Source organism: Clostridium sp. AF23-6LB, from assembly GCF_003461085.1.
GTDB classification, from domain to species: domain Bacteria; phylum Bacillota; class Clostridia; order Lachnospirales; family Lachnospiraceae; genus Coprococcus; species Coprococcus ammoniilyticus.
In genome coordinates this window covers 404,246-425,678 of sequence record NZ_QTWK01000002.1, presented here as the reverse complement: position 1 = coordinate 425,678, position 21,433 = coordinate 404,246, and the positions used below count along the sequence as shown (strand labels likewise).

Below are 21,433 nucleotides of genomic sequence, written 5' to 3'. Positions count from 1 at the left end.
ATGTTCTAATCGACCGGTTTCAGGTAAATTCCGGAAAATGCCGGAAGGTCAAATCCAAAATCTCCATTTACACCCTTAATCGTTTTCTCTGTATCTTTTGTGCTTCCGCCAAACTTATTCCAGTCGCTGTTGATCAGTACCTTCATTGTATCACCATTTCCATAATTAAAGTGATAATTTTTATATACAAGTCCCGACAGGTTTAATACAACGATCACCTTATCTTCATTTACTTCGCGCTGAAAGATATAGACAACATCATTTTCCTTACCGCAAAGGATCCATGCAAATCCATTCGGATCATCATCCCATGCAGATAATGCCGGCTCTTTCATATAAATCTTATTCAGTGCTTTCATATACTGGTGGAAAGAATCATGGTTCGGATATTTCAAAAGATCCCAGTCCTGCTCGCGCTTCTCATCCCACTCGCGGAACTGTCCGATCTCATTTCCCATAAAGTTCAGCTTCTTGCCCGGATGCGCATACATATAAGCATATAATGCCTTTGCCTGCGGGAACTTTTCTTCATACATACCCGCCATCTTCTGAATGATCGTTGCCTTTCCATGTACAACCTCATCGTGTGACAAAGGAAGCAGATATCGTTCATTATAGTTATACATCATCGAGAATGTCAGGTCATGATAATGCTCGCCGCGGACAAATGGAAGTGTACGGAAGAAATTCAGTGTATCATTCATCCAGCCCATATCCCATTTGTAATCAAAGCCCAGTCCACCATATTTTGTTTCCTTCGTTGTACCCTTAAAGTCTGTCGAGTCTTCGGCACACAGGATGATCGAAGGATGACGATCCTTTAACCCCTGATTCATATTCCGGATAAAATCAACCGCCCGGTCATTTACACCACGGCTCTCATCGCCCATCCAGTAAATGATACGGCTGATCGCATCCATACGAAGTCCGTCAAAATGATACTCTGACAGCCAGTAATTCGACGCAGACTGTAAGAAGCTCCGCACTTCTCCTTTGGAATGAATGAAGTTCATGCTTCCCCACTCACTGTATCCCACATCGTTGCTTGGATATTCATACAATGCCGTGCCATCATATCTGGCAAGTCCATAGCCATCAAGTGCGAAATGAACCGGAACAAAATCAAGAATTGTGCCAATATTATGCTGATGCAGAATATCAATCATTTCCTTCAGGTCATCTGCTGTTCCATATCTGGATGTCGGACTGAAAAATCCGGTATTCTGATAGCCCCAGGACTGATCGGACGGATGCTCGGAGAGCGGCATGAACTCTACATAATTATATCCCTGCTCTTTCACATATTCCGCAAGCATCGGAGCGATCTCCTTATAGGTATACCAGCTCTCCGCTATCCGGTTGCTTTCTGCGATCTCCTCCGGTGTCAGCGGATTTCCCTGTTCATCAAAGACCGGTTTTGTGCGCCAGGAACCCAGATGAACTTCATAGATGTTAAGTGGACTTCCCTGACATACACTACGGTTCTTCATCCATTTGGCATCATGGAAACGATAAGTATCCATATCCCGAATAATGGATGCAAATGCCGGACGCAGCTCCATGCCGAAGCCATACGGATCACAATGCTCCATGCTGCTGCCGTCTCTGTGATAGATCTTATATTTGTACATCATGCCCGGTCTTGCTTCCGGCACAAATACCTTGAAAAAGCTGCCGTCATAACAGCGTTCCATGACCGTCTCGTTCCAGTCGTTGAATTCACCGATCACATTTACCCCCAGAGCATTCGGTGCATATGTGACAAATTCCACACCACTGACAACCGTCTTCTTTCCTGTGACCTCTTTCTTCACATGCGCCCCCAGTTCTCTATATGCATCAAAGCTTCTTCCGGAATAAAATTCGTAAATATCCATGTCATTCTCCTTTTGTATTTATACAGATGATTCTTGCACGGGCAGTTCGACCTTGCCAACTAGTGGCATTTGAAGCCGCCGGTCCTTAGATGGCGCATATGCGGCATCTTAGTACCGTTGCAGGCTGAAACGAGCGAGAGCGTCCACATGTTAGCAAGGTCGAACTGCCCGTGTAAGAATCATCTGTTTTGTTTCTTTATTGACTATAGTAAATTTATAGATTAAAATAGACATGTTTATTATATGAGATTACAAAAGCTGACACCATAGCCAATAATTGAATAACGTCAATTTATTGACCATAGTCAACAAATAGTAAATCAGGAGATTGCAATGGATTTAAGAATACAGAAAACCAAGAACAGCATTTTCAGTGCTTTTATAGAATTACGTGCGGCAAAACCGCTCGAAAAGATTACGATCCGGGAGCTGACCCAGAAAGCAAATATCAGCAAACAGACATTTTATCTTCATTTTAAAGATATCTACGATCTGTCGGAATATCTGGAAAATGACGCGATCACGTCACTGGTTGCAGACATTCCAAATCCGGATCTTATCATCACAGATCCGGCTGCCGCAGCCAGACTGCTCTGTACCGCATTTATCACACAGGGACATCTGTTCAACATTCTTTTCCCGGATGATGACAGAAGCTGTGGCGTGCTCACCAACAAACTGGAAGCCCGCATTAAGGAACTGATCTTTATCACGCATCCGGAATTCAAAGACAATCTGGAGAAAAATATCACAATTTCTCTGCTGATTCAAGGAAGCGTACATACTTTCTTAAAATATAAGGAAGAAGATACCGAGCAGGTGATTGAGATTCTTGCCGATACCATCGGAAGGATTGCCGACCATTCCTAATCATTCCTCGAACACTTCTCTGCATCAATCGCCAGAACAAACATAAGTGCAATAAGTGCATTTTGTGGATCATATACATCGATCACATATTGATCTGTCATATGAAACAGTTCCTTTGATATGGATGCAACCATACCACCTGCAGCATCTGTGATCTTGTAATCCCATTCCATAAAGCTTCCATCAATATGCCATCCATTATAATCAATATCATATCGGGGCTTAAGAAAGGAAAACTCTTTCTTAATGCATCCCAGATATTGATTTCCCTGATAGATCTCAAATTTTGGAAGAAATGTGAATATCTGCTCCTTTACTGTACCGACTTCATTCCCATATGGATCGAAAATCTTCAGACAATGTCCCCAGGATATCTGTCCCTTTACCACATATATCGGATTCCCCTGTTCATTATAAATATCATAACTGTCAAACCACGAAAACAATCTCTGTTTAAAATACATTCTCATACTGCCACCTCCGCTCATTTCGCCATATTTACTTATATTATCATTATCATCGCTTCATTGCCTTGAGTGCAGCTTTTTCCTCCGGTGTGATACGGAAGGATTCCTGCATCTTCTGGATTGCTTTGTTAAATGTGAAATCATCCAGATGGTTATTATTTAAAAATACCTTCGTCGGCTCCGGACATTTTACATAGGCTTCTGCAAGTCCCCATGCAACACCCATTTTCAGATAATAGCCATCATTCTTCATATGATCGTATGCATATAACACCTTATCAATATAGGCATCATTCAGATAATAATTCAACATCATAACTGCTACAAACCGCAGTTCAAACTCACGATTTCTCTCGTTAGCAGGCTTGCCATCGATTACTCCCTGCTCGTCCAGATATGGCATCAGGAAATCCCACACTTCCTGCTGATACTGGTTTGCGATCTTAAAGGTATTACAGCAAGTATCGCAGATCGACCAGTCATCGATCTTTGGTATGAACCGTCCCATGTATGTGAGAATGTCGTCGATCTTTCCTCTGGCATAGCCTAGCACGATGCCCTGTAGCATGACTTCTTCAAAGGTATCATCCCTTGCACCATCCAGATACTCCTTCCAGTTTACAGACGCGATCTCTTTCGCCATTTTGCGCAGCACCGGAATCCGAACGCCGATGATATTTCCTGCTCCCGGTGACAGACTTGCTGTAAATTTTCCATATTCAACATCCATATTTTTATACAACTCATCCCGTACCAGATCGTGAACTGTATATTCATTCGTATCTCCCATTTTTCCTCCTGCACCTGCACCCATATCGTTTAAAATTTAAACACCTTGCCAACCTCCGGTGTATAGCCATCCAGATAAGAAAGGATCTCATCTATATCTGTCATCACCTGATAGATCTCGTTTGTTACATGGTTCATAAAACCCTTCTCGACACATTCATCCATCATCTGAAACAGGGAATTAAAGAATCCATCCTGGTTATAGACAATGATCGCCTTGCCATGTCGTCCAAGCTGCTTTAAAGTCAGCACCTCAAAAAATTCCTCAAATGTTCCGATTCCACCCGGCACCATGATAAATGCATCACTCTGATCCTCCATGATCTGTTTCCGCTCACGCATCGTCTCTGTCCGGATCAGCTCTGTACATTTGTCATATATGATGCCGTCCACATTAAAAAATGTCGGTGCAACGCCAACGATCTCACCGTTTCCGGCACTTGCTCCTCTGGCGGCAGCCCCCATAAGACCTCTTGCACCCGCGCCAAATACTAATGTATGTCCTCTCTCTGCCAGCTTTTTTCCAAGATTAAAAACCGCATCCATGTATGCCTGATCAATGTCATTACTGGATGCACCAAATATACATATATTCATACTGCTACTCCATTTTCCTTTTATCACTGTTCATCGCTCTGTAAGCAACCTTATCCTATAGTATGCTATAGAGTTCACTGAAATTCAAATTATATTCTTATAAACCAGTCCAGTTCTTCCACCCGGTCGAGATTCTCATCCGAATGTTCGATCTCTCTGGAATACCGGTACACCAGTTCGATCAGATCAGCCATCTCTAACTTCTCACTGCACTTTATCCATCTGGCGAGAAGCAGCAGGAAGATTACTGTCACATGACCCACCGCGGAATCTATTTTACCAAGAATATTCCCATCATAGACCGCACCTAACAAATAGATCGAGATAAAATAAACAACGATCTGCTCCAGCACGATTTCAAGTGAAGGCAGGCTGCTGTTTCCCCACCATGACAGAAATCGTTTCTTATTCGCTGTGAAACCGGCTTCCCCCAGATCAAACAAAAGCACTTCGGATTCCACCAGCACATCGTCCCAGTCCTGATATAACAGCTCCAGCTCCTCTGACAGGAATCTCATATGCTTCCGGAACAGTTCATATTCATCTTTCACGCAGACTTTATCTGTATCCTCACATTCATCCCAGTCGATCAGATCCCCTTCTTCATAATGTCTCTGTGCGGAAGCACCGATCTGCAATACCTTTCTGATCCTTGCTTTCAGACTTTCTTCCCGGTTCTGGGTAATCTTCAAAATCTCCTCCCGGATATCCTCAAGATTGGAAAACAGGAAATAATCATAATCCTCAAATACTTCTTCCTCATCGTCTTCTTCACAGACAAATGTTACCGGTTCTGTCTTCTGCATCAATATCCTTGCCACCTCCGGGCAGGAAAGCGATAATGAAATCTCTCTTATATTTTCAAATTCTTCCGTATGTCTTGGATATTCCCGACAGGTCGTGCATAAGCTGTCTTTTCCCATATGCTTATACATGTCGCACAGTCCATCATCCCGCAAAAATGCACATTTGCCCTTCCGGTTATGTCCGAATACGCCTTCTTCCCACTGTATATTCCGGTGAAGTGTCTGCCTGTATTCTCCTGCGTAATTCCGATATTTTTCCAGTGATTCATCATCGATCACGATCTGCCAGTCAGAACAGCAAGTGTCCGGGCATTTGTCCGCTATACATCTAAACTTTTTATAATAATCCGGATAAGAATAAATCATATCTCTGCCTCACAAACATTTATATATCGTCACTGAGAATATTGCTCTCCCATTTTCCCTTATGCCGGTGCCGAAATGCCAACGATCATTTTATCCTTCAATCAAATGATACGAAATCTGAACACGGCAATTTCTATTATATTAGACCTGCATAAATGAATCAAGCTCGCAATCCATAGAAATTATTGACAAACGATAATTTTAATGATATTTTGAAACTGTAATTATTGTTTTTCGATAATTTTTAGATAAAATCAGCTATCAGAAAGGATATAACCATGAATCAGATTTTTACAACTCCGTTTGAATGGATCGCAGTATGGCTTCGAAAGCTTTCATTATCCGGAAACTCCGGTAACTGTATCGCGGTCATACTTTATATCATTATCTGCTGTCTCCCGGCAATCGCATTTCTGCTTCTTTGTCTGAGGAAAAAGAAGATCCGTGCAGACTATCTGTTACTCGTATGCTCTGCTGCCCTCTTTATCGGCATTTACCTGATGATAAATCCGGGGCTTATGACCCCCTATTTTCGTTATTCGATACCTATGATCAATCTGGCAATATCGACAACCCTGTGGTCCATCTTTATCTGTTACATCATTCTCCGGGTTCTTGCCATAATCCGGTATGCAAATGAGATCAATCTGGCAAAGATCGCACAGGTTTTCATCATTCTTGTAATGATCATATCAATCATTAATATCTGTTTCATAAAGCTTCCAAAACTATGGGCTTCTGCAAATCAAACAGGTCCTGACCTGTATTCCCGGATCATATCATCAGAAGATGGTGCTGTTATGCTTGATAATGGCAGCATGAGATCATTTCAGCCTGACCGCATTCCGTTACTCCTCTGCGACCTGGTTCCATCCCTGTTATTCATCTGGGTATTGATCGCATCCTTCCGGCTGTGTCGTTCTCTGAAAGACAATCATTTCACCGATCAGACGATCCAGGATGCAGGGGCACTCTCCCATCTGTGTGTAAGAGTTCTCTGCATTACGGCAGTACTTGAAGTTGTTCGAAATATCCTGCAGCTTCTTATGCTTCCGTCACTTTCAGATACGACCTTTACCGTATCTCTTCCTATTATAGAGATACTTCTGACCGTAACGGCATTTATCCTTGCAAAGAAATTCGAGACAGCACACACGCTGGAAGAAGAAAATGAAGCATTCATTTAACACGGAGGTTTCATATGGCAATTAAGATCAATCTGGAAAAAGTCTTAAAAGAAAATAATATGACTTCTAAAGAATTATGCAAAAAGATCGGCATAACCGAAGCAAATCTTTCCATTTTGCGAAGCGGAAAAGCAAAAGGTGTCCGATTTACAACCATCAATAAAATATGTTACTACCTGCACTGTGATGTAGGCGATATTCTGTCATTTGACGGAAATCTTGATGAGGAGGAAGAAGCATGAAGAAATTTTTATCTATAAGTATACTGACCATTTTAGGTCTGACTGTCCTTTCCGGCTGTCAGCTTGCAAAGAAAGAAAATACCCCATCTGCAGTTACCAGGCATCTGATTGGTATCTATTGTACAGCAACACCTCTGGATGATCAGGAAGAACCGATTTCCTGCACATATGATCAGAAAACAGATACTTTCAAACCGGATAATCCCGATATCTCCGGCTGCTATCTTGCTGCAATTAAAGTTGATGTATCCGAAGAAGAAGGAGGTTTCTATTATTCGTTCTGTTCCGATATGATGGCTGAACCATCTATAAACATTTCCGGTTCCGATGGAACGAGCACTACCTCCTATGAGTCTTCATCCCATACACTAACCGGTCAAAGCAATTATATATATCCGCCTGATGGTACCACAGAAGCTTCCTTATCCCTTTCCGGCACTCTCTATGTTGATCCGGACAAAACAGATTATTCCACAGATTCAGATCTTTATTATATCTATCTGAATCTAATCTATCAGAAAGAAAATGGTGATCTCTTTATAACACCCGGCTCTCCTGTTTCAATCATGAACGAAGGCGAATCAACGACTCAAACCTTCTCTGAAAGCTACACAGAATCAGGCATCGATTCCAATGCCACTACAACGAATACGATCTCCCTTACGGTACGATCCATTTCAGATCCTGTAGACAGCTACACCTTCTATGGTATGTCCGATGACAATACCATACTTTGGAGCGACACACAAAAAGCAGCCACCCTCACCGATGAACCGATATCCTTAAAAGGTGCTTCCTATCTGCTCATAAAAGAAGTGTCCACCAAAGGCACTGTTTCCTACGACGTCCTTACCCATACAGATGATGACGCAGAAACCACAGATCCTGACTACCACAACCGCTATATCGCAACCGACAGCTTTTACTATCAGCCTTCAGAGATCCATATTGTAAAGTAACCGGACGAAAAATATAGCCGGCTGTCCGGCACAGATACTTTTCATTCCGCAAGACGCTCTCGCTCTATTCTCATGTAGCGGTACTAAGCTCCCACTTCCGTGGATCGCTAAGAACCGACATTCGAACAGGCTTGCTTCATGAAAATATCTGTTGCAGAACAGCCGGCTATATTTTTCTGTCTTTGGTTCTTCCTCAAACAGAAAACACCACGGTATATATTCAAGGAACAGAACTCGGGCCGGGCTTATACTATTATGAAGCAAACCTTTCCGAGCGTCGGTACTTAGGCTGCGTCTTGCGCAGCCTTATGTACCGCTACGCCGAGGAATAGAGCGAAAGCGTTTTGCGTAATAATAGATATAAGCCCGGCCCGAATTCGTCACTTGACCATACACCGTGGTGTTTTCGTCTGCTACTTTAAAGTCTCTCGACAACCTTGTTGAGGACTTCAATCTCTTTGGCCTTTGCGGTCATGATATACTTCTCAAAACGATCAAGGCAGTTCACATTTCCTGTGATGGATGTCTTGATCAGAAGGTTTCTTGCTGTCAGCATATTGTTGACAACCTCCATGTACTCGTCAAGAATCTCATTATCATAAGCCAGCACACCTTTTGCCATCATATACTTCAGACGTTCATTCATCAGAACTTTATGATCGTATAACAGGTGAAGTGCACGGATATCAAAATCAGGTTCATCTCCTGAAAGCTGCTTTTCGATCTGCTTATATACTGCATCGTATACATTTACACCGAATACTGTATCTGAGAAACGGTTTCTCATCATACGGAAATGATTCTTGGAATCCTTTGCTTCCAGATATTCAACCAATGTATCCTTGATATATGCCACATCCAGATCATAATACATCTCAGCGGTATTCTTCTGGATCACATATAAACCACGTCTGCCTTTATAATCATCCTTAAACATATGATCTTCGGATGCTGTTATGATATCGTAACCCCGCTTAACATCCTCAAAAGATACAGTTGAATAAGAATAATGCTCACCAAATGTGAAATCACCAACATGGAATTCTTCCTTATCCTTATCATAGCCAAAAATAAATAACTCATGTGGGAATTTGTAATCTGCACCGGAATCGCACAGGATCTTTGCCTCGTCAAATACACCATAGACATATCCGTTCAGGTCGATCGTTTTAATAATGAAGTTAATGATATCTCCACAGTAGCTCTCTACCTGCTCTTTTGTCATCAGTGAGAACAGAAGATATGGACACTCCTTCAAAGAACTGCTTCCCGGCATCATATCTGCCAGAAGCATCTCATCTCCTGTGAAAATCTCCTCAATATTATAACATCTAAGCTGGATGTAATTGCTGAAGATCCAGTTCTTAGCTTTTTCGTCATCCCCCAGAATTGAGAATAATGTTGCATGCCACTGCCATGATGTAATCATCGGGTAGCTGACTGGCAATATCTTTTTATTGCTCATGATTATACCTCCCTTATCTTCTCTAATTCAACTTGGCTGCAACAGCGGCAACCACATCATTCATATCATAATACAAGCCCAATGCAAGTTCTGAATCCTGAAATTCAATATTAAAATCATTTTCAAGCTCTACGATCAACTGAATAATTGATACAGAATTAACCCCATATTCTTTTGTCAACTCGGCTGTCATGTCAAGCTTGCTGATGTCGATCTCCGGCATAACACAAGCTACAGCCTGTAAAACCTTTGCTTCCAAATCCTTTCTGTCCATTACTGACCTCCTATCTGATATTTTGGAACCCGGCATATTATATCGTCAGGTTCTTTTTGTTAATATTTACCAAATACTGTTATTAACATTGTATATGTTTTAACACTTTTTTTCAATAACTTCTTACTATATTAATAGCTTTTATTCTTTCCCCGCATCCAGAATCATCTGCCTGACTGCCTCAACTGCGGTCTTTACTGCCATGTCCGTATCGTATGCCAGTGGATTTTCAAGCCCTGCTGCCTTCCGCTCCTGATTTCCAACCACCAGATAACAGGCTCCGACCTTCACGCCCAGATAAGCACCTACGATAAATAACGCCGCTGACTCCATCTCGGATGCCAGACAGCCCATCCGCTTCCATGCCTCCCATTTGGCTTCCAGTTCATAGGACACCGGCTTGGTTCCCGGCTCATGCTGTCCATAGAAGGAATCCTTGCTCTGAACAACTCCGGTATGGTATCGAACTCCGGTCGTCTCGCAGGCTTTTGTCAATGCCTGAATGACCGGATAGCTTGCAACCGCCGGATATTCGATCGGAGCATATTCCTTTGATGTACCCTCCATCCGGACAGCACCGGTTGCCACCACGATATCTCCTCCCATGATATCTAACTGCATCGCGCCACAGGTTCCAACCCTTATAAATGTATCCGCGCCACAATGCACCAGTTCCTCCAATGCGATCGCTGCTGATGGTCCGCCGATACCTGTCGATGTTACACTGACCTTCTCGCCCTCCAGATATCCGGTATATGTCACGAATTCCCGGTTGTCCGCAACCAGCTTTGCATCATCCAGATAAGCTGCAATCTTCGCTGACCGCTTCGGGTCCCCCGGCAGGATCACATATTTTCCGATTTCGTTCTTCCCTGTCTTTATGTGATATTCCCGTCCTGATTCTTCCTGATAGATCATACTGCCACCTCCGTTTCTGTCTGCTTTTGTTCCGGTCAATCCCTGTTTTTTTACAGCTATTTACAAAAGCAGATACATATCAACTGCTATTTACCTGTATTATACCGAAAATATACACCAAAATCACCAATTTCTCCTATTTTGTACAAATTTTTCATAGCAATTTGTAACACCATTACAGTTTTACTACATATAAATGAATATCCTTAACTTAAAAATGCCGATTTTTGAATTTCTTTAGGATAAAATTTCTATCCGCTTTAAAAAATTTTATAAATTGGTAATAATTTTGCTTTTTGTTCACACTTTCATAATTTGACTTTAGCAAAAAAAAGGATTATAAATTGTTCAACAAATCAAGGAGGCGAGTTTTATGGCTAAATCAACTGACATTAAAGTAAAATTAAGCAGCGTTGATGAAGTAAAGCAGTTTGTAGATGTAATGAGAGGATATCATGGTGATGTCGATATATCAGCTACAAACAAAAACTATATGGTAGATGCAAAATCTATTCTTGGTGTTATCAGTCTCGATCTGAGAGATGAATTAACCGTAAAATTCTATGATGGTATTTCCGATTCATACATGTCAACACTGAAGCCTTTCATCGCTGAACCAGCAGTCGCATAAGGCAACTTACATTTAATAAAAGGAATATACGACAAACAGAAGCTATAAGAGCAGTCGTAAAAAAGGATATCCGGTCATGATTACCGGGTATCCTTTTTTCATTGTAAGGAAAAGGGTTATTGACGTAGCTAGAAAACCATCATAAAATGGATAAGTAAATTTGAATAATGATTTGAGGAACACAAATGAACTTATTAACAATGAAAAATATTCATAAAGCCTATACAGACAAGGTTCTCTTTAAGGGAGCCGATTTTTCTGTCAACACCGGTGATAAGATTGGTGTGATTGGTATAAATGGTACGGGAAAATCCTCCTTGTTAAAAATGATTGCCGGTATCGATACCTGCGATGCCGGATTGATCGTGAGAGGCAATAATGTTGTTGTCAATTATCTTCCACAGAGTCCGACTTTCCATGATGATGAAACAATCTACGAACATGTTATCACGGCAAACAGCACAGAAGAAAATAAGTGGAGCATTGAAGGAGATGCACGGGCACTTCTGGATAAGCTTGGATTCACAGATACCAGCATCTCGGTTTCCAGTCTGTCCGGCGGTCAGAAGAAAAAGGTAGCCCTTGCCGCTGCCCTTCTTTCAAGCTGTGATATTCTGGTTCTTGATGAACCAACTAACCATCTGGATAATGATATGACCGAATATCTAGAGGACTATCTGAACAACTACAGGGGTGCACTGGTCATGGTCACACATGACCGTTATTTTCTCGATCGTGTAACAAACCGGATCGTTGAGATCGACAAAGGATACATCTACAACTATGATGCCAATTATGAAGGCTATCTCATGTTGAAAGCCGAACGTGAAAATATTGCGCTTGCCACCGAACGCAAGCACCAGAATATTCTCCGGAAAGAGATCGCATGGATCCGCCGTGGTGCGCGCGCAAGAAGCACCAAACAAAAGGCTCATATCAAGCGCTATGAAGCCCTTGCAGCCGAAGAAATGATGGAAGCTGATAAGACAGTAAATCTCAGCTCAATTGCCAGCAGACTTGGAAATAAAACGATAGAACTTCATAATATTTCAAAAAGCTTTCCGGGACTTACTCACCCACTCATCGAGAACTTCTCTTATAATTTTCTGCGTAATGACAGAATCGGTATTACCGGACCAAATGGCTGTGGTAAATCAACCCTTATGAAGCTGATCACCGGCAAGCTGGAACCCGACTCCGGTATCATAGAGATCGGTGAAACCGTAAATATCGGATATTTCTCACAGGAAAATGAAATGCTGGACGATAACAAGATTGTACTGGACTATGTGAAGGAAACCGCAGAATATATCCGAACCGTCGATGGATATATGTCGGCATCTACCCTTTGTGAGGAATTCCTGTTTGACTCCACCCTGCAGCACCAACGGATCGGCAAGCTGTCCGGCGGGGAAAAGCGCCGCCTGTATCTGCTTAAGATCCTTGCCGGCTCGCCGAATGTTCTGATCCTGGATGAACCAACCAATGATCTGGATATATCAACACTCTGTATTCTGGAAGATTATCTGGATACCTTTCAGGGCATTCTGATCGCAGTTTCCCACGACCGGTATTTCCTTGACCGTGTTGTAAAACGGCTGTTTGTCTATGACGGCTATGGACAGATCAGGCAGTTTGAAGGAAGCTATACCGACTATTATCTGGAATATGGAACATTTGCAAATTCTGTAAAGTCCGGTTCCGGTTCTGCAAAGCCTGCTCCGGCTTCCAAGGGAAAACCTGCAGCAGATATTTCAAAATCAGAAACAGCAGAAAAGGATACCGCACCGAAACGTGCAAAAACCAAATTCACTTTTAATGAACAGCGTGAATACGATACCATAGAAGACGACATTGCTGCCTGTGAAGAAACCATTGATGGACTGGACAGGGAAATCGCAGCTTCCACAACAGATTTTACAAAGCTGAATCACCTGATGGCAGAAAAGGAAAATGCCGAACTGAAGCTGGAACATCTGATGGAACGGTATGTTTACCTTACAGATCTTCTGGAATCCTTTAAAAAATAGGTATAATCATAATAAATAAGAAAATGAGGAGACAGGCTTACATCTGTTTCCTCACTACTTTATACTCATCATCTAACTGAAAATATGGACAGCTTTCATATGAGCTCGTTATAAATCTGGCATAATCATCTTCATCCATATTCACCATGCATTCCGAAAAATCATCTTCTTCATCATACACATAGTGTGCGCATAAATCACAACTCGCTGCTCCCATAAGCACCTTCCTTCTTGTCATTTTTCCAAATTAATTTCCTGTTTTCAGTAAATATTACACATATTATTTCCAATTTGCAAGTCCTATCCCATAATATATTGTTCATGCCTACAGAAAAGAGTTTTTGACTGGCAATACTTTCCATATTGTGATATTATTAAGAAAGTATAATTTTATAACTTTTCTGATATAGAAAAGAAACTGGGGTGCGTAATTATGAGGAAAAAACTACTATTATTTATAATAGCTGCTATTTTTACTTTTTCAAGTATGACAGTCCTCGCCGCAGAGGATACCGCAGACAAAAATGCAAAAGATAAAAAGTCTGCCGCAGCTACCATCGATACTTCTTTATACTATTATAACAATTTCGATAACGATGCTTACCGGGATGCTTATAACCAGTTAAAAGAAGCAGCAGATGCATTTCACAATTCAAACCAGAATGCGGAATACGAAAATGCGAATACCGAAAACAGCTACTATAAAGCATTTTCGATCAATGTTACAAGCAAAACATGGGAAGTTATCGGTCCGACAGGTATGCAGGCAGTTATCAATGCCTTTCTGGCAGATAATCCTACATACTTCTGGATGTCTCCTTCCTTTAATTACAGTACCAAGTCTTTAGATGGCGGTGCTGTATGCTATAATGTCGAGATTGTCTGTTATAATGATTATGCAAATGGAAGTTCCAGACAGGTCATTAAGAATAACATTGATATCTCCGTATCAAATCTTGCTGGCAATCTGGAAAAAGATCTTCCTGATTACCAGAAGGAATATCTGATCCATAATGCGATCATTGAAGATACTTACTTCCAGGTCAGCAATGAAAACTCACATTCCGGATTAAGCTGGTCCTATACAGTAGATGGTATTTTCAACGCAAAGCATAAGACAGCAACTTCATTTGGATATGCCAAAGCATTCAAGGCAGTTATGGATGCCACCGGTGTAAAATGTATCTATGTAGAAGGAAATACCAAAGAAAACGATGATTCTACCTATAATTCACATGCATGGAACATGGTTTATCTGGATGATGGCTGGTATATTGTAGATCTTGCGTATGATCATCCGGAAACAACCTCCGGCAAAAATGTTCTGATCTATGATTATTTTAACATTACCAGTGATGAAGCATCCGATCTGAATCCTGCATCTGACTGGCTGCCTGGTATTCCAACCTGTACCGGTACGGCTCACAGTATCGACAGCATCCAGTCTACACTGGAAGCTGAAAACATCTGGCAGGAAGACAATTACAATTTTTTCGATAAAATACTGGATAAATACGGTGTGTCCGTTGTCCTGATCAGCCTTGGTGTTATCATAATCCTGATCGTCACTTTGGTTAAACGGATTCACAAAAGACGGAAAGCAAGACGTGTCGAAAAGATTAAGAATACAAAGACCGTAACGATCGATCATTCCGAACTGGATGAGGAACTTCGTCGTCCACCACTGTCATAATAAAAAAGTGGAACTATACCTATGATAACAAAGGTACAGTTCCACTTTTTTTCTTATTAATTTCCTATGATCAGCCAGGAGGTCAGGATTCCCAACAGGCGTTCATCCGGGTGTCCTGTCTCTGTTAAAAAGATCAGGCCAATCCTTTCATGATCTCTTCTGCTTTCTTCATAGTATTTCTTAACATTCATAACTTTTTCATCATATGCAACAAAGCGGAAACGTTCAGACGGATGTTTCTCCAGCTCAATATATTCCTGAAGATCCCGAAACCGGGTTTTCTCATCAATATGACAATTTGTGTCTCCCAACAAATACGGAAAAATACAGTTGTCACTGAAATCTCCCACTACCCTTTTATCTTTCAGGATTGGCACATGAGAAATATTTCTGTCATTCATGATCCGGATAACCGGCATAACCGGATCATCCAACGAACGCCATACCAGATTATTAAAGGGTACTGCAATATCCATACACCGCACCGGATTCTTAATACGATCCAGCACCATTTCCAGAAGCTCGATCATCTTCTTGCCCGGCTGTACAGCAAATTCCTCATCCAGCCGTTGATTATGCTGCAGCAGATTTCTCACTTCTCTGCAATAATTCAGTTCAAACCGGATATCCTTGAATTCACTCCGTTTTTCCAGCTTGGCAACCGCCGAACCATCCGGCGGAAGTTTGAATTCATTGATTGCTGCATTTTCCAGCTCCTTGTATTTATCAAGGAAAATTTCCGTATTATCCATAATGACATCCTCCCAATTTCTGATCTGATATCAGCCAGCAAGCTACACCCGAAAGTGTTTATTTTAAATAATTAAAATCACCCAGATTATCAATGGATATCCAGGTTCCTTCGTTTATGATCGTCTGAACCAGTTCATCATTTTCATCCATTTCCTTACTGCTGCAATCATCAGAAACTTCATATAGTATACTGTTATTGATCAATACATTTGCTGTTTTCTTATCTTTATCCGGATAGTATACATATACTCCATTATCCGATACCGCATATCCCTTATCCCGGTTATATGCACGGATTGCCAGCGCCGCATTCTTCATATCCCCTTCAAAGCCATATACGGTAACTGTAATATCCTTTGATGATGAATTATTGCTCCAGTCTGTAACACGAAGTGTACAGTCCAGATCTCCGGTCTTTGTTGTATCGATCTGACGGTTGATCGTAAGTTCATTGGTCAGATCCGGCTGTGAATCCTCTACTGAATAGTAATCCAGCAGATCGACCTGCTCATTTATGAAAACGCCCAGATTATCCGGTCCGATAATTTCCGGGAAATCTCTGTCAACTACTTCAAGCGTAAGTTTTTTCTTCTTTTTCAGCTTTCCGCATTTTACTATATAGCTCACTTTATAGGAACCAATCTTCTCCGGTGCAAAATCCGCTGTATCGCAGGTAACAACCGCCTTACTGTTCACCGGCTCTACATATGCCGTGATATCAAATTTCGAACCCAATACATATTCGCTTGAAATCTGCTTTACCTTGAGATAGCGGCCACGCATAATGCCATTTACCATAAAAAGCAGAATAATGCCTACAACAACTGCAAGCAGCAATGTAAACTGATTTGCCGTTATTCTCCTGCGTCTTCTTTTTTGTGGCTGTGTCTTTCTTCCTGATGTATTGTTTGAACGTACGCTGCCAGTGTTGGCACTCTTTGTTCCGTTACCTGAATGTGCGCTGGTGTTTCTTGCGCTGCCTCCATTGCTTCTGGCTGCGATATTTTTTACACCACTGCCTGTTCTATTTGAATGCGCACTACCAGCACCTGTACCACTACCCGGACGTGTACTGCCAGTGCTTTTTGTCCCGTTACCCGGACGTGTGCCGCCAGTGCTCTTTGTTCCAGTTCCCGCCGATCTTTTCTTCACTACTGCATTTGATACTGCGGGCTTCTTTACATTTTTATTTTCCTCACCCATTTTATTACCTGCTCCTTTTCTTTTATATATCAATATCCCTTTGTTTTTAAATCATGAACCAGCTTCACATAAAATTCCCGGACATCAAATCCCGGAATATTTTCCCGGTTTAGATCGATCACATCTCCATGCGAGATTCCGCGCTTCCCCTCCACTGTCAGGTATTTGAAATCTGCTCCCCATGGGAATGATTTTTCGCCTACCAGTCCATCATTTGCTCCATCAAAATATTTTACCAATCGATATGTATAATTCAGCGGAAATCTGCCATTTCCTGCCACATTCTGCCTCGAACCAACGCTCTGATATAACACGCCCTGTGCATCATGTAATTTATCATTTAGGGCTTTACATGCCGAAGCTGTCAGATCTTTTACTCCCAACAGAAAATCCGGCGAATCATCGCCCAATTTTTTAAATACTGCATTATACGCTTTTGCCACGCTCTGCTGCTCTTTTTCCGGAACAATATTTAACAGATAATCTGCAAATTCACATCCCCGGTGCGGTGTATTTATCGTTGTTAGTGATGCAACATACCGATCTGTACCAAGTTCTGATAAGGCATAGCGCATATCCAGACCACCTTTTGAATGTGCGATCACATTTACTTTTTCACAGCCCGTTTCAGCTACGATCTCCCGGATTCTTGCATCCAGCTCCTGTGCACATGCCGGAACCGATGCTGCCGACTGGTGATTGCCATAAAAAAGAACTGCACCATTTGTCTCCAGTTCCTTTGGAATTCTTCCCCAGTAATTTAACAATTTGAAATCCCGGAAGAAGATACCATGCACCAGCAGAATCGGGTATTTTGTTTTGCAGATCTGCTCTTTATTCCGTTCCCGATTCAATCGAACCTTATCATTTTCAAATGAAACCTCTCCTATCGTCAAGCGAAGTATCTTCCCAAGTACGACCAGATTTACAACCGGTATCATGCCACATACAGCTCCGATCCCTCTCCATTTGATACCAAGCTGTTCTGACGTCAGATATATCCGGATCATTCCATTCCAGAACACAACTGCTTCCACAAGAATCGCTGTCAATATATGAAATACCCACATTTTCCCATTTGTCGGTATATATTCAGCCGGAAGAACTTTTGCCATACATAAAACGGTATATATAATTGTAAGCACTGTGGATACACAGAATACAAATAGCTGCATACAACCGTTTCTGCATTTGCTAAGTCTTGGTGTTTCCAGTTTTCCGCACAATACCGTCGGTATTACACAGACCATCCCCGTAACAAGCCATGGAACAATATCGTACAACACGCTATTATAAACTCTGCCTGACAATACCGTACAGGCAGCAAGCCCAACTGCAAGGCTTCCAAAGACTGTAACAACCGCCAATCTCCCTTTTCTCATGTATATCCTCCGTTTTATACACTCTCCTTTTTTGTAACCATACTAATTATACCAAAGCATGTGCTGCCATGCTACAATTATTTCATTGCATTCTCTATAAAAAAATGCGATAATGACTTTTAGTATTATCCTATTCACAGGAGGAAATTGAAATGTCAATTAATAATATCGGCCCTTTCACAAAGAGCCATCTGGATATGTGTATCAAAAACAACAGCATTGATGATGCCTTATATGAAAAATATGGTGTAAAACGTAGTCTCCGTGATTTAAATGGTATCGGTATCAATGCCGGAATCACGAATGTCTCTCTTAGTAAATCATTTACAACAGATGAAAAAGGCAATCGTGTTCCATGTGCCGGAGAGCTCTACTATCGTGGCTACGAAATTCATGATCTGATCAAAGGATTTTTCCTGGATAATCGTTTTGGTTTTGAGGAATGTACATATCTCTTGTTATTCGGCGTTTTGCCGGATGAAAAGGAGCTTCAGAACTTCAAGCAGGTTTTAAATATCAGTTATGATCTGCCGCATCATTTCATTCAGGATGTGATCATGAAGAGTCCGACTGCCGATATTATTGCAAATATGACAAAGAGTACACTGGCTCTTGGTTCATACGATAAAAAGATGGGTGACAACTCTCTGGAAAATGTATTACAGCAGTGTATCCAGTTGATCAGTATGTTCCCTCGTCTGGCTGTTTATTCCTATCAGGGATACCGCCATTACGAGCTTGGCAAGAGTTGTTATATCCATAAGCCGCTTCCTGAATTGTCATTTGCCGAAAATATATTAAGTACCCTACGTTCCAATCGGAAATACACCCGTCTGGAAGCCCGTGTACTGGATCTGGCACTGGTACTTCATATGGAACACGGTGGCGGAAGCAACTCAACCTTTACAACACGTGTTGTAACCTCTTCCGGTTCCGATACATATGCAACAATGGCTGCTGCCCTCTGTTCCTTAAAGGGACCTTTAAACGGTGGCGGCGACTATCAGGTTATGGGTATGATGAAAAATATCCGTGACAATGTATCAGATATCACAGATGAGGAAGAAGTTGGCGAGTATATCCGTAAGATTGTCAACCGGGAAGCATATGACAAAACCGGTATCGTATATGGTATGGGGCATCCATTCTATTCCATATCCGATCCCCGTGCTCTGGAATTCAAAAAATATGTAAAGCTTCTGGCAGCCGAAAAGGGTATGGACGAAGAATATGCGCTTTATGAGATGATCGAGCGCATTGCACCTAAGATCATTGCCGAAGAACGTAAGATTTACAAAGGTGTTTGTATCAATATTGATTATTACAGCGGACTTCTCTACAAAATGTTAAAGATTCCTGCTGAGATGTTTACTCCGTTATTTGCAATCGCACGAGTAGTCGGCTGGAGCGCACACCGTATGGAAGAGCTTGTTAATTCCTACAAGATCATCCGTCCTGCCTACACCAGCATTGCAGAGATCAAAGAGTATGTTCCTATTAATGAGCGATAAAACAACTACAGCTACAGCCTTTTCTCCCTGTCTCCAGCCATCTCGATCCTATACTTATTATTCCGCAAAACGCTTTCGCTCTATTCCTCGACGCAGCGGTACATAAGGTTGCAGAAAACGCAACCTAAGTACCGGCGCTCGGAAAGGTTTGCTTCATAACAAGTATAGAACCAAGATAACTGAATGACAGGAAGAAAAGGCTGTAGCTGTTTATAACTTACAAAACTAACGCCCTTGTCTCAAGACATCAGCGAGGATTCCGTTATGAATTGCATATACCGGCAAATATGAGTGCTTGTCTGAGCCGTCGGGCGAATTGGCACGAGAACATTTGCGAATCAGGTATATGCAGTTCATAGGAACCGCAGGGAGTCTTGGCACAAGGTCGAATCTGGTATCGCACAGGTGACCGTCGTTTAGACATTTTCTACCACTCAAGTACGATCGCGCCATAGGTTAATCCAGCGCCAAATGCTGACATTGCAACCTTGTCGCCACGTTTTAAGCCGCCATCACGCACCAGACTGTCGAGCATGACAGGTACACTGGCAGCACTCATATTTCCAGTATATCCAAGTGTCATCGGGAACTTCTCGATCGGTGCTTTTAACCGCTTTGCTACTGATTCGATGATACGGACATTTGCCTGATGAAGAACGAAATAATCAATATCATCGGCTGTCATATCTGCCTTTTCCAGTGCTTCGAGCAGGCACTTCGGGCACTGTCTGACTGCGAATTTGTATACTTCCTGTCCATCCATATGCAGATAATCATGTTCGATCCCATCTTCCGTAAATATATTGTGAGTACGTCTGCTCTCGCAGTTCAGAACCATTCCCTTCTTACCGATCGATCCCTGTACTACACTGATAATCCCCTTGTCGGATTCTTCCAGATACGCTGCACCTGCTCCATCTCCAAACAACACGCAGGTTCCACGATCGTTCCAGTCGAGGATCTTGGATAATGTCTCCGCACCAATTATCAGTGCATTCTTAACAAAGCCTGTCTCGATGTACATTTTTGCCACATTGAGTGCAAATACAAATCCTGAACATGCAGCATTTACGTCAAATGCAATGGCTTTGTCTGCACCAAGTTCCGCCTGAACCTGACATGCAGCACTCGGTGTATAATAATCCGGTGTTACTGTTGCAAGCACGATCAGTTCTACATCAATTGCTTCTTTTCCTGCCATCTCCAAGGCTTTCTTTGCAGCCTCTGCTGCCATTCCTGCAGTCGTTTCATGTACTGCGATTCTTCTATTCTTAATTCCGGTTCGGCTGGAAATCCACTCGTCCGAAGTATCTACATATTTCTCAAGGTCTGTATTTGACACATTTTTTTCCGGTAAAAAGCTTCCGGTTCCCATTATTCTTATTGGCATAGGTTTTCCCCTTTGTATTTTTT

Annotated in this window: 21 protein-coding genes; 8 read left to right on the top strand and 13 right to left on the bottom strand. The window is 41.9% G+C overall.

Annotated elements, in window-relative coordinates:
- Positions 1-5: 5 nt before the first annotated feature.
- Entirely contained in the window at positions 6-1,877 is a 1,872-nt protein-coding gene (gene glgB / locus DWY07_RS06340; protein WP_117822495.1) for a 1,4-alpha-glucan branching protein GlgB, read from the bottom strand.
- Between the two features lie 333 nt (positions 1,878-2,210).
- Between glgB and DWY07_RS06335 the strand changes: the two genes are divergently transcribed.
- Positions 2,211-2,747: a TetR/AcrR family transcriptional regulator gene (locus DWY07_RS06335; RefSeq protein WP_008400525.1), complete on the top strand. Its 537-nt coding sequence runs from the start codon at positions 2,211-2,213 to the stop codon at positions 2,745-2,747.
- On the opposite strand, the gene DWY07_RS06330 is transcribed toward DWY07_RS06335, so the two are convergent.
- The 4 genes from DWY07_RS06330 to fliB form a co-directional block, all read right to left on the bottom strand.
- The gene (locus DWY07_RS06330) at positions 2,744-3,217 is read right to left on the bottom strand and encodes an LURP-one-related family protein (RefSeq protein WP_117822494.1); all 474 of its coding nucleotides are present in this window, start codon (positions 3,215-3,217) and stop codon (positions 2,744-2,746) included. The two genes, DWY07_RS06335 and DWY07_RS06330, sit on opposite strands and share 4 nt — an antisense overlap.
- A gap of 46 nt (positions 3,218-3,263) precedes the next feature.
- Positions 3,264-4,004, bottom strand: coding sequence for a DNA alkylation repair protein (locus DWY07_RS06325; protein WP_021944452.1), 741 nt, complete (start codon positions 4,002-4,004; stop codon positions 3,264-3,266).
- A 29-nt stretch (positions 4,005-4,033) separates the two neighbouring features.
- On the bottom strand, positions 4,034-4,600 hold the full coding sequence (locus tag DWY07_RS06320) for a TIGR00730 family Rossman fold protein (protein ID WP_117822493.1): 567 nt from the start codon (positions 4,598-4,600) through the stop codon (positions 4,034-4,036).
- An 89-nt stretch (positions 4,601-4,689) separates the two neighbouring features.
- Entirely contained in the window at positions 4,690-5,772 is a 1,083-nt protein-coding gene (gene fliB, locus DWY07_RS06315; protein ID WP_021944454.1) for a flagellin lysine-N-methylase, read from the bottom strand.
- A 278-nt stretch (positions 5,773-6,050) separates the two neighbouring features.
- Between fliB and DWY07_RS06310 the strand changes: the two genes are divergently transcribed.
- From DWY07_RS06310 to DWY07_RS06300, 3 genes are read left to right on the top strand one after another with little or no spacing between them, the layout of a single operon-like run.
- A complete protein-coding gene (locus tag DWY07_RS06310) occupies positions 6,051-6,959 on the top strand; it encodes a DUF2975 domain-containing protein (RefSeq protein ID WP_117808516.1) in 909 nt (302 codons plus the stop codon).
- A gap of 14 nt (positions 6,960-6,973) precedes the next feature.
- Positions 6,974-7,201, top strand: coding sequence for a helix-turn-helix transcriptional regulator (locus DWY07_RS06305; protein ID WP_008400533.1), 228 nt, complete (start codon positions 6,974-6,976; stop codon positions 7,199-7,201).
- The gene (locus DWY07_RS06300) at positions 7,198-8,160 is read left to right on the top strand and encodes a hypothetical protein (RefSeq protein ID WP_117808515.1); all 963 of its coding nucleotides are present in this window, start codon (positions 7,198-7,200) and stop codon (positions 8,158-8,160) included. Before DWY07_RS06305 ends, DWY07_RS06300 begins: the two co-directional genes overlap by 4 nt.
- Before the next feature lie 418 nt (positions 8,161-8,578).
- Here DWY07_RS06300 and DWY07_RS06295 read toward each other — a convergent pair whose 3' ends face one another.
- The 3 genes from DWY07_RS06295 to udp form a co-directional block, all read right to left on the bottom strand.
- Positions 8,579-9,625: a hypothetical protein gene (locus tag DWY07_RS06295; protein WP_117808514.1), complete on the bottom strand. Its 1,047-nt coding sequence runs from the start codon at positions 9,623-9,625 to the stop codon at positions 8,579-8,581.
- 22 nt (positions 9,626-9,647) lie between these two features.
- On the bottom strand, positions 9,648-9,899 hold the full coding sequence (locus tag DWY07_RS06290) for an acyl carrier protein (RefSeq protein WP_008400537.1): 252 nt from the start codon (positions 9,897-9,899) through the stop codon (positions 9,648-9,650).
- Positions 9,900-10,040: 141 nt separating this feature from the next.
- A complete protein-coding gene (gene udp, locus DWY07_RS06285; protein ID WP_117808513.1) occupies positions 10,041-10,817 on the bottom strand; it encodes a uridine phosphorylase in 777 nt (258 codons plus the stop codon).
- 373 nt (positions 10,818-11,190) lie between these two features.
- Here udp and DWY07_RS06280 point away from each other — a divergent pair, with 373 nt between their 5' ends.
- Together DWY07_RS06280 and DWY07_RS06275 are read left to right on the top strand one after the other, a co-directional pair.
- Positions 11,191-11,448 carry an HPr family phosphocarrier protein gene (locus tag DWY07_RS06280; protein WP_008400539.1) on the top strand — a complete coding sequence of 86 codons (258 nt, stop codon included), beginning with the start codon at positions 11,191-11,193 and terminating at the stop codon, positions 11,446-11,448.
- Between the two features lie 185 nt (positions 11,449-11,633).
- Entirely contained in the window at positions 11,634-13,478 is a 1,845-nt protein-coding gene (locus DWY07_RS06275) for an ABC-F family ATP-binding cassette domain-containing protein (protein ID WP_117822492.1), read from the top strand.
- Between the two features lie 37 nt (positions 13,479-13,515).
- Here DWY07_RS06275 and DWY07_RS06270 read toward each other — a convergent pair whose 3' ends face one another.
- On the bottom strand, positions 13,516-13,695 hold the full coding sequence (locus tag DWY07_RS06270) for a DUF6472 family protein (protein ID WP_021944461.1): 180 nt from the start codon (positions 13,693-13,695) through the stop codon (positions 13,516-13,518).
- A gap of 216 nt (positions 13,696-13,911) precedes the next feature.
- Here DWY07_RS06270 and DWY07_RS06265 point away from each other — a divergent pair, with 216 nt between their 5' ends.
- Positions 13,912-15,171: a transglutaminase domain-containing protein gene (locus DWY07_RS06265; RefSeq protein ID WP_117822491.1), complete on the top strand. Its 1,260-nt coding sequence runs from the start codon at positions 13,912-13,914 to the stop codon at positions 15,169-15,171.
- A 56-nt stretch (positions 15,172-15,227) separates the two neighbouring features.
- Here the strand turns inward: DWY07_RS06265 and DWY07_RS06260 are convergent, their stop codons facing one another.
- From DWY07_RS06260 to DWY07_RS06250, 3 genes are read right to left on the bottom strand one after another with little or no spacing between them, the layout of a single operon-like run.
- Positions 15,228-15,923, bottom strand: coding sequence for a hypothetical protein (locus DWY07_RS06260; RefSeq protein WP_021944463.1), 696 nt, complete (start codon positions 15,921-15,923; stop codon positions 15,228-15,230).
- A 58-nt stretch (positions 15,924-15,981) separates the two neighbouring features.
- The gene (locus DWY07_RS06255) at positions 15,982-17,127 is read right to left on the bottom strand and encodes a hypothetical protein (RefSeq protein WP_117808511.1); all 1,146 of its coding nucleotides are present in this window, start codon (positions 17,125-17,127) and stop codon (positions 15,982-15,984) included.
- A gap of 29 nt (positions 17,128-17,156) precedes the next feature.
- Positions 17,157-18,509, bottom strand: a complete 1,353-nt coding sequence (locus DWY07_RS06250) for a triacylglycerol lipase (protein ID WP_117808510.1) — start codon at positions 18,507-18,509, stop codon at positions 17,157-17,159.
- 152 nt (positions 18,510-18,661) lie between these two features.
- Here DWY07_RS06250 and DWY07_RS06245 point away from each other — a divergent pair, with 152 nt between their 5' ends.
- Positions 18,662-20,020, top strand: a complete 1,359-nt coding sequence (locus DWY07_RS06245; protein WP_117808509.1) for a citrate synthase — start codon at positions 18,662-18,664, stop codon at positions 20,018-20,020.
- Between the two features lie 427 nt (positions 20,021-20,447).
- Here the strand turns inward: DWY07_RS06245 and DWY07_RS06240 are convergent, their stop codons facing one another.
- Positions 20,448-21,410 (bottom strand): beta-ketoacyl-ACP synthase III, encoded by a 963-nt coding sequence (locus DWY07_RS06240; protein ID WP_117822490.1) that lies wholly within the window; start codon positions 21,408-21,410, stop codon positions 20,448-20,450.
- Positions 21,411-21,433 lie beyond the last annotated feature (23 nt).

Excerpts from the sequence above, each read along its gene's own strand:
- glgB (WP_117822495.1), bottom strand. The coding sequence starts at position 1,877 with ATGGATATTTACGAATTTTATTCCGGAAGAAGCTTTGATGCATATAGA.
- DWY07_RS06335 (WP_008400525.1), top strand. The coding sequence starts at position 2,211 with ATGGATTTAAGAATACAGAAAACCAAGAACAGCATTTTCAGTGCTTTT.
- DWY07_RS06330 (WP_117822494.1), bottom strand. The coding sequence starts at position 3,217 with ATGAGAATGTATTTTAAACAGAGATTGTTTTCGTGGTTTGACAGTTAT.
- DWY07_RS06325 (WP_021944452.1), bottom strand. The coding sequence starts at position 4,004 with ATGGGAGATACGAATGAATATACAGTTCACGATCTGGTACGGGATGAG.
- DWY07_RS06320 (WP_117822493.1), bottom strand. The coding sequence starts at position 4,600 with ATGAATATATGTATATTTGGTGCATCCAGTAATGACATTGATCAGGCA.
- fliB (WP_021944454.1), bottom strand. The coding sequence starts at position 5,772 with ATGATTTATTCTTATCCGGATTATTATAAAAAGTTTAGATGTATAGCG.
- DWY07_RS06310 (WP_117808516.1), top strand. The coding sequence starts at position 6,051 with ATGAATCAGATTTTTACAACTCCGTTTGAATGGATCGCAGTATGGCTT.
- DWY07_RS06305 (WP_008400533.1), top strand. The coding sequence starts at position 6,974 with ATGGCAATTAAGATCAATCTGGAAAAAGTCTTAAAAGAAAATAATATG.
- DWY07_RS06300 (WP_117808515.1), top strand. The coding sequence starts at position 7,198 with ATGAAGAAATTTTTATCTATAAGTATACTGACCATTTTAGGTCTGACT.
- DWY07_RS06295 (WP_117808514.1), bottom strand. The coding sequence starts at position 9,625 with ATGAGCAATAAAAAGATATTGCCAGTCAGCTACCCGATGATTACATCA.
- DWY07_RS06290 (WP_008400537.1), bottom strand. The coding sequence starts at position 9,899 with ATGGACAGAAAGGATTTGGAAGCAAAGGTTTTACAGGCTGTAGCTTGT.
- udp (WP_117808513.1), bottom strand. The coding sequence starts at position 10,817 with ATGATCTATCAGGAAGAATCAGGACGGGAATATCACATAAAGACAGGG.
- DWY07_RS06280 (WP_008400539.1), top strand. The coding sequence starts at position 11,191 with ATGGCTAAATCAACTGACATTAAAGTAAAATTAAGCAGCGTTGATGAA.
- DWY07_RS06275 (WP_117822492.1), top strand. The coding sequence starts at position 11,634 with ATGAACTTATTAACAATGAAAAATATTCATAAAGCCTATACAGACAAG.
- DWY07_RS06270 (WP_021944461.1), bottom strand. The coding sequence starts at position 13,695 with ATGGGAGCAGCGAGTTGTGATTTATGCGCACACTATGTGTATGATGAA.
- DWY07_RS06265 (WP_117822491.1), top strand. The coding sequence starts at position 13,912 with ATGAGGAAAAAACTACTATTATTTATAATAGCTGCTATTTTTACTTTT.
- DWY07_RS06260 (WP_021944463.1), bottom strand. The coding sequence starts at position 15,923 with ATGGATAATACGGAAATTTTCCTTGATAAATACAAGGAGCTGGAAAAT.
- DWY07_RS06255 (WP_117808511.1), bottom strand. The coding sequence starts at position 17,127 with ATGGGTGAGGAAAATAAAAATGTAAAGAAGCCCGCAGTATCAAATGCA.
- DWY07_RS06250 (WP_117808510.1), bottom strand. The coding sequence starts at position 18,509 with ATGAGAAAAGGGAGATTGGCGGTTGTTACAGTCTTTGGAAGCCTTGCA.
- DWY07_RS06245 (WP_117808509.1), top strand. The coding sequence starts at position 18,662 with ATGTCAATTAATAATATCGGCCCTTTCACAAAGAGCCATCTGGATATG.
- DWY07_RS06240 (WP_117822490.1), bottom strand. The coding sequence starts at position 21,410 with ATGCCAATAAGAATAATGGGAACCGGAAGCTTTTTACCGGAAAAAAAT.